11 protein-coding genes are annotated in these 13,381 nt (G+C 75.0%); 6 read left to right on the forward strand and 5 right to left on the reverse strand.

Features of this window, described 5'->3' with window-relative positions; genetic code table 11:
* Positions 1-46: 46 nt before the first annotated feature.
* On the forward strand, positions 47-541 hold the full coding sequence (locus PV364_RS26890; RefSeq protein ID WP_319663069.1) for a DUF3180 domain-containing protein: 495 nt from the start codon (positions 47-49) through the stop codon (positions 539-541).
* A gap of 52 nt (positions 542-593) precedes the next feature.
* Here the strand turns inward: PV364_RS26890 and PV364_RS26895 are convergent, their stop codons facing one another.
* On the reverse strand, positions 594-1,196 hold the full coding sequence (locus tag PV364_RS26895) for a GOLPH3/VPS74 family protein (RefSeq protein WP_319662915.1): 603 nt from the start codon (positions 1,194-1,196) through the stop codon (positions 594-596).
* Between the two features lie 326 nt (positions 1,197-1,522).
* Between PV364_RS26895 and PV364_RS26900 the strand changes: the two genes are divergently transcribed.
* On the forward strand, positions 1,523-2,545 hold the full coding sequence (locus PV364_RS26900) for a hypothetical protein (protein ID WP_319662916.1): 1,023 nt from the start codon (positions 1,523-1,525) through the stop codon (positions 2,543-2,545).
* A 41-nt stretch (positions 2,546-2,586) separates the two neighbouring features.
* Here the strand turns inward: PV364_RS26900 and PV364_RS26905 are convergent, their stop codons facing one another.
* Both PV364_RS26905 and PV364_RS26910 read right to left on the reverse strand, forming a co-directional pair.
* On the reverse strand, positions 2,587-3,729 hold the full coding sequence (locus PV364_RS26905; protein ID WP_319662918.1) for an NADH-quinone oxidoreductase subunit D: 1,143 nt from the start codon (positions 3,727-3,729) through the stop codon (positions 2,587-2,589).
* A 4-nt stretch (positions 3,730-3,733) separates the two neighbouring features.
* A complete protein-coding gene (locus PV364_RS26910; RefSeq protein WP_319662919.1) occupies positions 3,734-4,792 on the reverse strand; it encodes an SAM-dependent methyltransferase in 1,059 nt (352 codons plus the stop codon).
* Between the two features lie 194 nt (positions 4,793-4,986).
* On the opposite strand from PV364_RS26910, the gene PV364_RS26915 reads away from it, so the two are divergent.
* Positions 4,987-5,973 (forward strand): carbohydrate-binding protein, encoded by a 987-nt coding sequence (locus tag PV364_RS26915; RefSeq protein WP_319662920.1) that lies wholly within the window; start codon positions 4,987-4,989, stop codon positions 5,971-5,973.
* Between the two features lie 33 nt (positions 5,974-6,006).
* Here the strand turns inward: PV364_RS26915 and PV364_RS26920 are convergent, their stop codons facing one another.
* Positions 6,007-6,945, reverse strand: a complete 939-nt coding sequence (locus PV364_RS26920; protein WP_319662921.1) for a 1-phosphofructokinase family hexose kinase — start codon at positions 6,943-6,945, stop codon at positions 6,007-6,009.
* A 146-nt stretch (positions 6,946-7,091) separates the two neighbouring features.
* Here PV364_RS26920 and PV364_RS26925 point away from each other — a divergent pair, with 146 nt between their 5' ends.
* The 3 genes from PV364_RS26925 (at position 7,092) to PV364_RS26935 (ending at position 11,871) form a co-directional block, all read left to right on the forward strand.
* Positions 7,092-9,989 (forward strand): AfsR/SARP family transcriptional regulator, encoded by a 2,898-nt coding sequence (locus PV364_RS26925; protein WP_319662922.1) that lies wholly within the window; start codon positions 7,092-7,094, stop codon positions 9,987-9,989.
* Positions 9,990-10,039: 50 nt separating this feature from the next.
* A complete protein-coding gene (locus PV364_RS26930; protein WP_319662923.1) occupies positions 10,040-10,969 on the forward strand; it encodes an SCO0930 family lipoprotein in 930 nt (309 codons plus the stop codon).
* Positions 10,970-11,340: 371 nt separating this feature from the next.
* Entirely contained in the window at positions 11,341-11,871 is a 531-nt protein-coding gene (locus PV364_RS26935) for a sigma-70 family RNA polymerase sigma factor (protein ID WP_319662924.1), read from the forward strand.
* Between the two features lie 27 nt (positions 11,872-11,898).
* On the opposite strand, the gene PV364_RS26940 is transcribed toward PV364_RS26935, so the two are convergent.
* Positions 11,899-13,341: a hypothetical protein gene (locus tag PV364_RS26940; RefSeq protein WP_319662925.1), complete on the reverse strand. Its 1,443-nt coding sequence runs from the start codon at positions 13,339-13,341 to the stop codon at positions 11,899-11,901.
* Positions 13,342-13,381: the final 40 nt, after the last annotated feature.

Genomic DNA, 13,381 nt, shown 5'->3' on the forward strand with positions numbered 1-13,381 from the left:
TGACGACTTCGTCGTTGTGTCCGTCGATGTGGGGAGCGAGTACTCGGTGAAGGCGCTGCGTATCAGGACCCTGGTCGGTCTCTTCGTCGTGGCCGGGGTCCTTTCCTGGGCCGGCGCCAAGCTGTGGGACTCGGTGGGCACGCTGCCCAGCGTGCCGGTGGCCGCCCCCATCGTGCTGGCGCTGATCGCGGTCGTGCTGGCCGCGACCGCGCTGTCGCTGCGCTCCCGGCTGCGGGCCCAGCGCGAGCGGCGCCCCGGCGCCAAGGGGGTGGACCCGCTGCTGGCCGCCCGCGCGGTGGTCTTCGGCCAGGCGAGCGCGCTGGTGGCCTCCCTGGTCGCGGGCATGTACGGCGGCGCGGTCGTGTTCCTGATCATGTACGAGCTCGACAACGAGCCCCGCCGCAACCAGGCGATCTACGGTGGCGCGGCGGTGATCGCGGGCGTCGCGGTGTGCGCCGCCGCGCTCTTCCTGGAGCGGGTCTGCCGGCTCCCCGAGGACGAGGACGACCACCGCAACGGCGTCATAGGGGACCGCGCGTAGCGCTCGGCGTACGCCGTACGCCGCGTCCGCCGCGTACGGTCCGCGCGGGCGGTCAGTAGCCGCGCCGGACGTTCTCCGCGTGGGCGTCCTCCCGCCGCCTCGCGCGGCGCCGGCGCTCGGCGGCGAGTTCGCCCACCGCGTCGTCCACGGCGGCGAGCACGGCCGCCGTCCCCGGGTCGGCGGCCGGCGGTGCTCCGTCCCGCAGACCCACGGCCGTCCCGAGGCCGGCCAGCACGGGTTCCGCCGCCGCCCAGCGCTCCGCCGCGCGACGGCGGGCCGGGGTGTCGGTCGGCACGATCGAGGTCGTCCGCAGGACCACCCAGCGCCGCCGCCGCTTCTCCTCCAGCTCGCCGTCCGCCTCCAGCGCGGCCAGGTAGGCCGGGGTCAGGTCCCGGCCCCGGCGCCACAGCCAGTCGGTGACCGTCTCGTACGGCGCCTGGCGGTTGAGCGCCGCCGCGGCACGGTCCAGCAGCGGGTCCGCCAGGGGGGACCGCTCCCCGGGCACGAGGCGGTCGTCCGCCAGCGTCACGGCCCCGGCGGCGATGAGGTCGACCGCCTCGGCCCCGGCGAGCGCGAGCGACAGATCGCCCTGCTCCACGGAGCGGCCGACGGCCGGTTCGGAGGCGGTGATCAGCAAGTCCCGCGGTGTGCTCATGTGACGGCTCCCCGTCGGGACGCCGTCCGGCGGCCCTCCCGCCGATTGTCACGCGCCCGCCGCCCACCCGCCAGTGATCTCCGCGGGGCCGGGGCGGGTCCAGCAGGCCCGTGTGGAGCGGAGGGGGACGGCCGGCGTGCGGCCGCGGAACACCTCGCGTCCAAGGGCCCGCCGTGGTGCCGGGCGGGAGCGGAATTCCTCCGCGGAGGGCCGGGGGGCAACGCATGGTATCGGCGCGGACGCCCTCCGTATTTGTCGTTGTATGTTCAGTGAGAAATCGGAAGGCGGAGCCCCATGCGACTCACGGGCACGCTAAGTTCCTTGGCATGCCACGTGGACGCCACCGCCATTCCCAACCGCTGCACAGGCTGCTGCCGCCCGTGACGGTCGCCGGTTCCGCCGCGGCCCTCGCGCTCGGCGCGCTGGCGATCGGTGATCCGGCGCTGCTCCGTGTCCTCGTGTTCGCGGCGGCGGCGTCCGCCGGTACCGGTGCCTTCCTGCTGCGCAGTTGGGACCGCTCGGCCGGCAAGCAGGTCGCCGACCTCAAGACCGCCCGCGTGCGCGACGAGTGGCGCGCCGACGAGCGCATCGCGGAGCTGGAGGTCGACCTCGAGGACTCCCGCGATCTGCGCGGCAAGCTGGAGAACAAACTGCGCGGCAAGCGCGCCGAACTGGCCCGGCTGCGCACCGAGCACGCCGATCTGCTGCGCCGCTACGCCACCGCCGAGTCCGAGCGCGCCCGCGCCCTGGAGGACGGCCGTGTGCTGGCCCGCCAGGCCGCCGGTTCCGCGCTGCCGGTGCCGGCGAACGCGCTCGGCCCCACCGCCTATCTGCGGGCCGCCACGGCGCTCAAGGACCTGTCGCGCAACGCCGCCCGCCAGCAGGCCGCGGCCACCGTCGAGGAGGCCCGCCGCCGCGACGTGACGGACTCCGACGAGCAGCACGGCCGGCACGCCGCCGCGGACGGTTCCACGGCCACCAGCGGCGTCCTGGAGCGCCCCGCGGGCAACCCGGCCCTGCCGGTGCGCCAGCCCAAGGCGCTGCCGGCCGTCGCCGCGGCCGTCCTTCCGTACGCCAAGCCGCACAAGCAGGCCTCCCGTGCCCAGGGCGGGTTCGACTTCTTCGGCACGGCCAAGAACGCCAAGGGCCAGCCGAAGGAACTGCCGCCGGGGGCGGAGGGGGCCGCGGAGGCGGACCTCGCCGACGTCGTCGGGGACGAGGCGCTCGCCGCCCGCGCCGCGCTGCAGTCCGGCGCCGCGGCCGAGGCGGGCGCCGAGGTCATCGACCTCACCGTGCACGACGAGACCGAGCAGCTCGACCTCAGCGAGCTGCGCGCCCAGTCCTCGTAGTTCCGGTCCTCCTCGTAGTGGCGCAGTGCCCCTGCGCGGCCCTACTTGTCGATGTCGCCCACGACGAAGAACATCGAGCCGAGGATCGCCACCATGTCCGCGACCAGGGTGCCGGGCAGCAGCACGGCCAGCGCCTGGATGTTGTTGTAGGACGCCGAGCGCAGCTTCAGCCGGTACGGCGTCTTCTCGCCCTTGGACACCAGGTAGTAGCCGTTGAGCCCGAGCGGGTTCTCCGTCCAGGCGTAGGTGTGGCCCTCCGGGGCCTTGAGCACCTTGGGCAGCCGCTGGTTGACCGGGCCCGGGGGCAGTTCGGCCAACCGGTCCAGGCAGGCGTCCGCGAGGTCCAGGGCGTTGTGCGTCTGGTGCAGCAGCATCTCGAAGCGGGCCAGGCAGTCGCCCTCGGAGCGGGTCGCCACCTCCAGGGTGTCCTGGAGCTCCCCGTAGGCCAGGTACGGCTCGTCGCGCCGCAGGTCGAAGTCGACGCCCGAAGCGCGCGCGATCGGGCCGCTGACGCCGTACGCGTGGACGTCCCGCGCCGGCAGCACCCCGACGCCACGGGTGCGGCCGCGGAAGATCTCGTTGCCCAGCACCAGGTCGTCGAAGGTCCCCATGCGGGAGCGCACCTGCGCCACCGCGGCGCGCGCGCGTCCGTGCCAGCCGTTCGGCAGGTCCTCCTTGAGGCCGCCGACCCGGTTGAACATGTAGTGCATGCGGCCGCCGGAGACCTCCTCCATGACCGCCTGTAGGTCCTCGCGCTCGCGGAACGCGTAGAAGATCGGCGTGATGCCGCCCAGTTCCAGCGGGTACGAGCCGAGGAACATCAGGTGGTTGAGCACCCGGTTCAGCTCGGCGAGCAGGGTGCGGGTCCACACCGCGCGCTCCGGCACCTCCATGCCGAGCATGCGCTCCACCGCCAGGACGACACCCAGTTCGTTCGAGAAGGCGGAGAGCCAGTCGTGGCGGTTGGCCAGCATGATGATCTGGCGGTAGTCGCGGGCCTCGAAGAGCTTCTCCGCGCCCCGGTGCATGTAGCCGACGATCGGCTCGGCCTCGCTGATCCGCTCCCCGTCCAGCTTCAGCCGCAACCGCAGCACGCCGTGCGTCGAGGGGTGCTGCGGGCCGATGTTCAGCACCATGTCCGTGCCCTCGGCGGCGCCGCCGATCCCGATCGTGGTCTCCGTCATGCGCCTAGTTTCCCACCCGTCCCACCCGCTGTGCGGGCCGGTTGGGCGCGACGGGCAGGCTGAGCCAGAGGAAGCCGCCGAGGCCGGTGGGGGCGGTCAGCTCGGCGGCCTGGCCGGCGGCGGCCAGGGCGCGGACGTAGCCGGCGGGATCGGTCGACGCCAGGGAGAGCGGGGGGCGGCCGCCGGTGACGCCGAGGGCGTGCAGGGCCTCGCGCTGGGTGGTGAGGACGGCCCCGGCGCCGGCCGCGGCGGCGCAGGCGTCCATGGCCACGTGCGCGGTGATGTCGCTGGAGCCGTCGGGCACGGCGGGGGAGATCTCGCGGCCCTCGCGGAAGGCGGTGAGCGTCCCGTACGGCGGACGGGCGCCGGCCACGTGCCCGTAGTCGACCGCGACGGCGAGTCCCGCGTCGAGGCGGGCCGTCGCGTCCGCCCAGGCGGAATCCCGCCACCGGCCGATCTCCGCCCGCGTCCCCTCCTCCGCGCCCGTCAGCGGCCACCAGCGGTCGAGCCACGCGGCGTCCGCGCCGGCCACCGGGTCGCCCAGCCGCTCGGCCCCGTCGCGGGCGCGTACCAGGACGTACCGGGCGACACCCTCCGCGTCCGTCTGCGCGACGTCGACCGGTACGTTGTCCAGCCACTCGTTGGCGAAAAGGAGTCCGCGCACGCCCCGCGGCGGCTCCGCGCACCACACGACGCGCTCGTCCAGACCCGGCGGACGCGGCGCCTTCTCGACCGCCCAGACCCGCAGCCGGGGCTCCCGCAGGGTCTCCAGGACCGCCCTGACCAGCTCTCCGGCGCCCGCGCCGACGTCGACGAACGCGAGCTCCGGCGGGTGCCCGAGGTCGGTGTCGACGCGCCGGAGCAGTTCCGCGACGGCGCCGGCGAAGAGCGGCGAGGCGTGCACGGAGGTGCGGAAGTGGGCGGCCGGACGCTCGCGCCGGAAGAAGCCGGCGGGCCCGTACAGCGCCCGCTCGGTGGCTTCCCGCCACCCCGTCCACCCGCCCGCGTCCCCGGGCCGGTCCCCGGTTGTGTCTTCGGTCACGGCTCCACCGTATGGGCCCATCTCGGAGGGTTCGCGATCCGCGGTCGCTCTTCGCGGACCGGTAGGGTACCCGGGGCAGGGATGTGTCCGCCCGCGACAGCCGCGGTTGAATCGATCATGAACATTGGCCATCCGGAGAGCACACCCCCTTATGCCGGGTCTCCCGGCACTGATAGGTGCTGTGCAAGCGATAGGCAGTGGAAGGTGAAGAGCGGATGACGGCCGGCAACAACGGCGCCCCCGAGCCCGGGAACGACGACCCCTTCGGGTATCTGTACCGGCAGGACGGCGAGGACGCAGGTCAGTCGCCCGTCGCGCAGCCGGGTGTGCCCCGCACGTCGTACAACCAGGTCCAGCGGGTCGGCGAGCGCCGCCAGCAGCAGCAGCCCCCCGCCTACGGCTACCCCCAGCAGCAGCAACAGCAGCAACAGCAGCAGCGGCCCCAGCAGCCCGGTTACGGCCAGCAGCCCCCGCAGCAGCAGCCGGGGTACGGCCAGCAGCCGCAGGCGACCCAGGCCATGCCGCAGCCCGCCCCCGCCGGTCCCGGCGGCGGCCGCCGTGCGGCGGCCTCCCGGTCCACGGGCCCCAACAGCAAGGGTCTGCTGATCGGCGCCGTCGCCGTGGTCGCGGCCGTCGCGATCGGCATCGGCGTCGCCATGGCCAACGGGTCCGACGGTGACGCGAAGGCGGGGAACTCCCCGTCGCCGACCGCCGCCGCGGGCACCGGCGGCGACGAGCCGTCCTCCGCCGCCAGCGAGGACGCCGGCGGCGGGCTGCCGGGCAAGACGGACGCGGCGAGCCTGCCCCTGTCGGGCGGCGCCACCATCGCGACGGACGTGCCCGGGGCCAAGTCCGCCGGCGGCAAGTACGTCGCCGGTATGGAGACCGTGGGCGCCGCCGTCACGTGGAAGTTCGACGCGCCCGAGGACGGCGCGTACACCCTGTTCGTCGACTACACCGTTCCCGGCGCGGACGGCAACGCGACCATAACGGTCAACGGCTCGAAGCAGGCACGGCCCATCAGCCTGTCGAACTGGTCGCACGCCAAGCCGGGTGACTACGAGCACGCCTGGACCAACTCCTTCAGCTACATCGCGCTGAAGAAGGGGGAGAACACGGTGGCGCTGTCCTGCGAGGCGGGCAACCAGTGCAACTTCTACCTCGACCGGGTGTGGGTGGAGGCGGGCCAGCACAAGGGCTGACGCGCCGGGGCGCCGCGCGACGGTCCGGGAGGCCTAGCGCGGTTCCTCCTCCGCGTGGGTGACCGCGATCCGGCCGAGCAGGTCTGCGTACGTCCCGTGGTCGAACTCGCCCGCCACCGGCGCGGCCACGGTCGCCGCCGACAGGGCCACGGCACGGGCGAGCCGGCGGGGCCAGTCCAGGCCCTCGACGAGACCGGACAGCAGGCCGGCGACGGCGGAGTCGCCCGCGCCGGCCGGGTTGCCGGTGACGGGCGCGGGCGGACGGGCCCGCAGGACGGAGCCGTCCTCGGTGAGGACCAGGAGGCCGTCCGGGCCCAGCGAGGCGGCGACCGCGCGGGCCCCGCGGCGCCGGGCGTCCCGGGCGGCCCGCAGGGGCTCCAACGCGCCGGTCAGACCGGCCAGTTCGCCCGCGTTGGGCTTGACCAGGTCGGGCCGGGCGGCCAGTCCGCGGCGCAGCGGTTCGCCGCTGGTGTCGAGCAGGACGGGTATGCCCGCGCCCCGCGCGTCGCGCACGAGGTCGGCGTAGCAGCCGACAGGCAGTCCCGGCGGCAGGCTGCCGCACAGGGCGACGGCCCGCGCGCCGTCGTCCAGGAGCTTGCGGTAGACCCCGAGGAAGGCCGTCCACTCCTCCGAAGTGATCGTCGGGCCGGGCTCGTTGAACATGGTCGTGCCGCCGCCCGCCCCGTCCACGACGCCGACCGTGCGCCGGGTGGTCCCGGAGATCGGCACGAGGGCGTCGGTCACGCCGTCCACGTCGGCCAGTTGGTCCCGCAGCCGGTCACCGGCCGGGCCGCCCGCGAAGCCGGTCGCCACCGCCTCGTGGCCGAGCGCGGCGAGCACACGGGCGACGTTCAGGCCCTTGCCGCCGGGGCGTTCGGCGGTCTCCGACACCCGGTGGGTGGTGTGAGGACGCAGCCTGGGGACGCGGTAGGTCACGTCGAGGGCGGCGTTCAGCGTGACGGTGACGATCACCGCGTGATCCCTTCGAACAGCGGGTGCGATGGGAAGGGATCATGCCAAAGGAACGGTCGCGGGCACAGACCCCGCCCGCAGGGCCCGCGGCCGGTGCTTCGCGGTCGCGGGCGACGCAGCCCGGCGGGCATGCCAAGCTTGGCCGGGTGGTGGTGCGTTTCCAGATCCTCGGGCCGGTCCGTGCCTGGCGGGACGGAGCCGAGGTCAAACTGGGCCCTCCGAAGCGGCGGGCCCTGTTCGCGCTGCTGCTGGCCCAGAGCGGGCAACCGGTGCCCCTGCACGCGATCCTGGACGCCCTCTGGGGACCGGAGCCCCCGACGACCGCGGTCAACGTCGTCCACCGGCACGTCGGCGCGCTGCGCCGGCTGCTCGAACCCGACCTGCCGTCGGGGACCGCCTCGCGCCGCCTGGTGCGGGACGCGGGCGGTTACCGGGTGGAGGTGGAGCCGGACGAGCTGGACCTGCTGCGGTTCCGGGCGCTGCGCACAAGGGCGCAGCAGGTGGCGCTGCACGGCGACCGGGCGCGGGCCACCGGGTTCCTGGTCGAGGCACTGGGGATGTGGCGCGGTCCGACGGCTTCCGGCATCGCGCCGGAGGTGCGGGCGCACCCGGTCTTCGCCGCGGTGGACAACGAGCACCTGATCGCCGTGAAGGAGGCCGCCGGGTACGCGCCGGCGGCGGGCGCCGTGCTCACCGAGCGGGTGCTCGTCACCCTGCGCCAGGCCGCCGCCCACCACCCGCTGGACGAGGTGCTGCAGGCCCGGCTGATCGAGGTGCTGGCCGCCACCGGGCACCAGGCGGAGGCGCTGGAGGTCTACCAGGGAGTACGGGCCCGGATAGCCGACGAGCTCGGCCTCGACCCGGGTCCCGAGCTGCGGGAGGCGCAGCACAAGGTGCTGGACGGCACGGCCGTGGTCCGGCCGGCCCCGCAGGACCCGGTGCCCGTCCTCGACGGAGTCCCGGCGGACGCCGCGGGTCCCGCGGCCGACGCCCCGGGGGGCGCCGAGCTGCTGCGCCCGGCCCAGCTGCCCCGGGACCTCGCCGCCTTCTCGGGGAGACGTGCGGAGCTGGAGCTGTCCCGGATGCTGCCGTCCGGCCCCGCGGAACCGGCGCAGGCCGTGGTGATCAGCGGCATGGCGGGGGTCGGCAAGACCACCTTGGCCGTGCACTGGGCCCATCGGATCGCCGACCGGTTCCCGGACGGCCAGCTCTACCTCGACCTGCGCGGCTTCCACCTCACGGGTGCGGCCATGGGCACCGCCGAGGCGCTGCGCGCCCTGCTCGACGCTTTCGGGACACCCGTCGGCCGCATCCCCGCGGGCCTGGAGGCGCAGGCCGCGTTCTACCGCAGCCTGCTGGCCGGCCGCCGGGTCCTGGTCGTGCTGGACAACGCCCGCGACTCCGAGCAGGTCCGCCCTCTGCTGCCGTCCGCGCCCGGCTGCCTGGCCGTCGTCACCAGCCGCCACCAGCTCCAGGGGCTGGTGGCCGCCGAGGGGGCGCGCTCCTTCACCCTGGACCTGCTCGGCGACGGGGACGCGGTGGAACTGCTGGCCCTGCGGCTGGGCGCCGAACGGGTCGCCCGGGAGCCGACGGCGGCCGCGGAGATCGTCGCGCTGTGCGGACGGCTTCCGCTGGCGCTGGCCATCGTCAGCGCCCGCGCGGCCCTGAACCCGGGCTTCCCGCTGTCCGCCATCGCCGAGGAACTGCGGGAGAGCCACGGCAGCCTCGACGCCTTCACCGGCGAGGTGCCGCTCGGCGACGCGCGCTGCGTCTTCTCCTGGTCGTACCACGCGCTGAGCCCGGAGGCGGCCCGGCTGTTCCGGCTGCTGGCCGTGCACCCCGGTCCCGACTGGTCGGTGGCCGCCGCGGCGAGCCTTTCGGCCCGGCGTCCCGGGCAGACGCGCGCCCTGCTCGCGGAGCTGGTCCGCGCGCATCTGCTCTTCGAGAACGTACCGGGCCGGTTCTCCTGCCACGGGCTGCTGCGGGCGTACGCGACGGAACTGGCCGGCGAGCACGACGCCCCGGCGGAGGCGGTCGCGGCCTGCGCCCGGCTGCTCGACCACTACCTGCACAGCGCGCACGCCGCCGACGCCGCGCTCGCCCCGCACCGCGAGCGGATCGCGCTGCGCCGCCCGGCCCCGCACACCCTCCCCGAGCGCTTCACCGACCGGCGTGCCGCGGCCGAGTGGCTCGACGCCGAACGGTCGGTGCTGCTCGCCGTCATCGAGCACGACGGCCGGCACGGGGACGGGGCGCACAGCTGGCGCCTGGCCGTGCTCGTGGAGCTGTACCTGGACCGGGGCGGCCGCTGGCAGGAGCAGCGGACCGCTCAGACCACGGCCACCACCGCGGCGCAGCGGCAGGGCGACGTCCTCGGCCAGGCGCACGCCCACCGGGCGCTCGGCTTCGCGCTCGGGCGGCTGGAACGGTGGGAGAGCGCGCGCGAACACCTGCTGCGCGCCCTGCAGTTGTTCGGGGAGGTCGGCGAACCCTGCGGCCAGGCCCGGGTCCACCGCTACTGGGCCTTCCTGTCCAACCGGCACGGGTGGCATGCCGACGCGCTGCGCCACTACGCGCTCGCCGGTGACCTGTACCGCTCCGGTGGACACCTCAACGGCGAGGCCAGTGTGCACAACGAGGTCGGCTGGACGTACATGTTGCTCGGCGAGTACGACAAGGCCGTGGAGGAGTGCCGCTGTTCGCTGGTCATCCACCAGGAGACCGGCGACCGCAACGGTGAGGCCGCCGCATGGGACAGCCTGGGCTGCGCCTACCACCGGCTGCACCGTCACGAGGAGGCGCTGGACTGCTTCCGGCGGGCGCTGCGGATGTACCGGGAGATCCGGGACGCGTACCTGGAGGCCGACACCCTCGTCCACATCTCCGACACCCACCTCGCCGCGAGTGCCGCCACCGCCGCGGCCGACGCGCTGCGGCAGGCGCTTTCCATCCTGGACGGCATGGGTCATCCCGACGCCGAGGGGGTCCGCAGAAAATTGCGCGACATCGAACTGAACCCAGTGGTGCCACGGGTCCGTGTATAGCGGCGTAGCTCCGGCCCGGAGCGGACGTCTGGTGGACCTGAGGAAGTGCGATGAACAAGAACGCGCGGAACGCCCTGTTCCTGACCGGTACGGCCCTGGCGCTGACGGCCGTCACGGCCTGCGGGCAGCAGACCGGTACCGGGGCCGCCCCGGCGTCGGTGCAGCAGCCGGTGGTGAACGCGGTGTCCGGCTATCCCAGCGTGGACGACACGGAGTCGGCCCCGCCGGTGACGGAGGCGGCGTCCGGACTGGCGGTGCGCACCGACGCCAAGCTCAAGACGATCGTCGTGGACGGCAAGGGCATGACCGTCTACGTCTTCAGCAAGGACACCAAGCCGGGCACGTCGAGCTGCGAGGGCGAGTGCGCGGCGCAGTGGCCGCCGGTCCCCGCGGACGACGCCCAGGCGGCGAAGGGCCTGAACCAGGACCTGCTCGGCTCCATCACCCGCACCGACGGCTCCAAGCAGCTGACCCTCGCGGGCAAGCCGCTGTACTACTTCGCCAAGGACAGCCTGCCCGGTGACACCAACGGCCAGGGCGTCAAGGGCCTCTGGTACGCCGCGGAGCCCGACGGCTGGAAGGCAGGCGTGGAGCGCCCGGCCCTCGGCGTGCTGAACGACCCGAAGCTCGGGAAGATCCTCCAGGACAAGAACGGCCGGACGCTGTACCTGTTCACCAAGGACAAGCCGTGGCCGATGAAGACCGCGTGCGACGCGACCTGCCTGCAGAAGTGGACCCCCACCGCCCCGGTCACCGCCGCGGACGCCAAGGCCGCGGGCCTGGCGCCCACGGCACTGTTCACCTTCAACACGCCGAACGGCACGCAGCAGGAGGCCTTCAACTGCTGGCCCGGCTACACCTTCAAGGGCGACAGCCAGCCCGGCGACACCAACGGCCAGAACGTCAAGGGCGTGTGGTTCGCGATCAAGCAGGACATCACGGTCGACCGCGGCAAGACCGTCCCGGCGGCCAAGGGCTGACCGCTCCGGCCCCGGCGGCGCACCCGCGCCGGCCGGGGGCCGTGCCGACGACCCGCCGGGGGGCAGCGGTGCCCCGGCGGGCCGTCGCGGCGTTCCGGTCCGCGGGGTCGCGGAGCCGGCCGTCAGAATCACGTCAGTTTTTCGGCAGCGGGGCCTGCCTATGATCGCGCCCCGCGCTGCTTCCGCCAGGAACATCGCCGAAGCAGGCACGAACCGTCGTGCCCGTCGGCCCCCGGGCCCCACACCCGGTCCGGCCCGCGCCCGCCCCGCCCCGTCCTTCGGTGATCCGCGCACCGGCCCCGCAGTGCGGCGGCGCCGGCGCGAGAGCCGGGAGCGCTGACGGGGACGAGTTGTGCCTTCCGGGACCGACCATGACTTTCGCCGCTGCTCCGGGTGTCCGCCCTGCGGCACGCTCCGGACATCTGCTGACCCTTCTGGCGGCCGATCACGGCAAACCGCTGCTCGCCTACGCGGAACGCCTGCTGCGCGACCGCCACATGGCGGAGGACGTCGTCCAGGAGACCCTGATCCGGGCGTGGCACCACACCGACCGGCTGTACGGCAACGAGGGCTCCGTCCGGGGCTGGCTGCTCACCGTGGCCCGCAACCTGGCCATCGACCACATCCGCAGCGCCCGCTCCCGTCACGAGACGGTGGGCGCGGACCACCACGACGTGCTCCAGGCCGACCACGCCGACGCGGTCCTGGCCTCGGTCGACACGCGGGCCCTGCTGCGGCACCTGTCGCACGAGCACCGCGAGGTGCTCGTGCACACGTACCTGTTCGGCAGGACCGTCCAGGAGACGGCCCGGATACTCGGCGTCCCGGCGGGCACGGTGAAGTCCCGGCAGCACTACGCGCTCAGCAATCTGCGCAGCCGGGTCGGCGCCGCGGCGTGGTGACCGCGGCGAACACGCCGTGCAGGCCGTTCACGCCGGGACCGTGAGCTGGACACCGAGCACGGGGATGTCCACCGCGCCGTCCGCGCCGGCCCGCCAGCGCCAGTGGGCGCCGCCGACCTCGCCGCAGACCAGTCCGGTCCATCCGGCCCCGCCGGGACCGCACAGCGCGGCCAGTTCCGCGGCCTCCGGCCCGGTGGGTGTGCCGGCCATGACCACCAGCCCCCTGACCGGCCGGCGGGCGGCGGCGCCGCGCACCGTGCCGCGGGGCCCGGGCGCCGAGTCCCCCGGGAACACCGGGGTCCGCTCCTCGGTCCCGACGCGGACCACCTGGCGCAGGCCGGACGGCAGGGTCAGCGGCGACGCGTCCGCGCTGCCGCGCAGGACGGTCACCGGGGTGCCGGGCCGGTTGCGGGCGACCTCCTCGAGCAGGCCGTGCACCACGTCGCGGGCGACGGCGCGGTCACCCGTGACGCTGAGGACCCCGTCGAGCCGGCTGAGGTCGTAGAAGACCGGCTCGCCGTCCGCGTCGACGCCGACGCGCACCAGGCAGGCCCGGTCGTCCGGGACCCGGGACGCCGCGGCGTCGGCCGTGCGGCGCCACCGTGCGCCCTCCGGGCCGTCGAGTGCGGTCCAGGGGGCGCCGGGGGTGTCGCCCGGGGCCAGCCACGCGGTCACCCCGGCGCTGTCCACGCGCAGGGCGTGCACCGGCCGCTCCGGGGTGTCCCCGGAGCCGGAAAGGTCGGCGGCGGCCGCGTAGGCGCGGCTCACGGAGCCCGCGTCGGCGGCGAAGTGCCGGCCCACCGTACGGCGCAGCGCCAGGCGGCGGCGCCGGGCGACGGGATCGCCGAGCCGGCGCACCGCACGCTTCGCCGCGGCCCATGCGGCACCCACTCGGCGCCTGCCGACGATGCCCGCGGTCACCAGGGCGAGCAGCACCGCGCCCAGCACCGCGATCGCGGCCGGCAGCGGAATGGTGAAGGCGGCACCGCCGCCCGTGCCCGTGCCCGTGCCCGTGCCAGCGCCGGGGTCGGTCGCGGCCGGGGGTGCGGAGGCGTTCTGGGCGGCGGTGTCCCGGGCCAGTTGGACATCAGGGCCCGAGGCGTCCTGCGGCAGACGCAGGATCCAGCCGGGGTGCAGTTGCTCGTCCGGGCTGGTGAGGGCGGCGCCGTCGGTCTGCGCCTGCCCGCGGTTGAGGTCGAAGATCTCCCCGGCGCGCGCGGGGTCGCCCAGGGTGCTCGCCGCGACCGACGCGAGGGTCGCGGGGGCGCCCCCGGTCGTGCCGGTGTCCTGGACCACGAACACCTTCACGAGCTGGTCGTCCGCGCTCGCCGGGGCGGCGCTCGCGGCGAACAGGGCCCAGAGCGCCAGCAGTACCGCGGCCGCGGCGCGGCGCAGCGCCCTCCCGTGGGCGGGTGCGGTCGTCGCGGCCCCCGGCCGGTGCCGCCGTGTGGCGCTGACGCCGTCTCTCATCGTCTCCACCAAGTTCTCGTGTGCGTGCCGGTCCCCGGTC

Source organism: Streptomyces sp. MI02-7b (assembly GCF_033793585.1).
In the GTDB taxonomy this organism is placed as follows: domain Bacteria; phylum Actinomycetota; class Actinomycetes; order Streptomycetales; family Streptomycetaceae; genus Actinacidiphila.

What these genes read in the sequence shown, in the direction of transcription:
- PV364_RS26930 (WP_319662923.1), top strand. Translation starts at nt 10,040, where the DNA reads ATGAACAAGAACGCGCGGAACGCCCTGTTCCTGACCGGTACGGCCCTG.
- PV364_RS26910 (WP_319662919.1), bottom strand. Translation starts at nt 4,792, where the DNA reads ATGGGCCCATACGGTGGAGCCGTGACCGAAGACACAACCGGGGACCGG.
- PV364_RS26915 (WP_319662920.1), top strand. Translation starts at nt 4,987, where the DNA reads ATGACGGCCGGCAACAACGGCGCCCCCGAGCCCGGGAACGACGACCCC.
- PV364_RS26935 (WP_319662924.1), top strand. Translation starts at nt 11,341, where the DNA reads ATGACTTTCGCCGCTGCTCCGGGTGTCCGCCCTGCGGCACGCTCCGGA.
- PV364_RS26905 (WP_319662918.1), bottom strand. Translation starts at nt 3,729, where the DNA reads ATGACGGAGACCACGATCGGGATCGGCGGCGCCGCCGAGGGCACGGAC.
- PV364_RS26900 (WP_319662916.1), top strand. Translation starts at nt 1,523, where the DNA reads ATGCCACGTGGACGCCACCGCCATTCCCAACCGCTGCACAGGCTGCTG.
- PV364_RS26895 (WP_319662915.1), bottom strand. Translation starts at nt 1,196, where the DNA reads ATGAGCACACCGCGGGACTTGCTGATCACCGCCTCCGAACCGGCCGTC.
- PV364_RS26940 (WP_319662925.1), bottom strand. Translation starts at nt 13,341, where the DNA reads ATGAGAGACGGCGTCAGCGCCACACGGCGGCACCGGCCGGGGGCCGCG.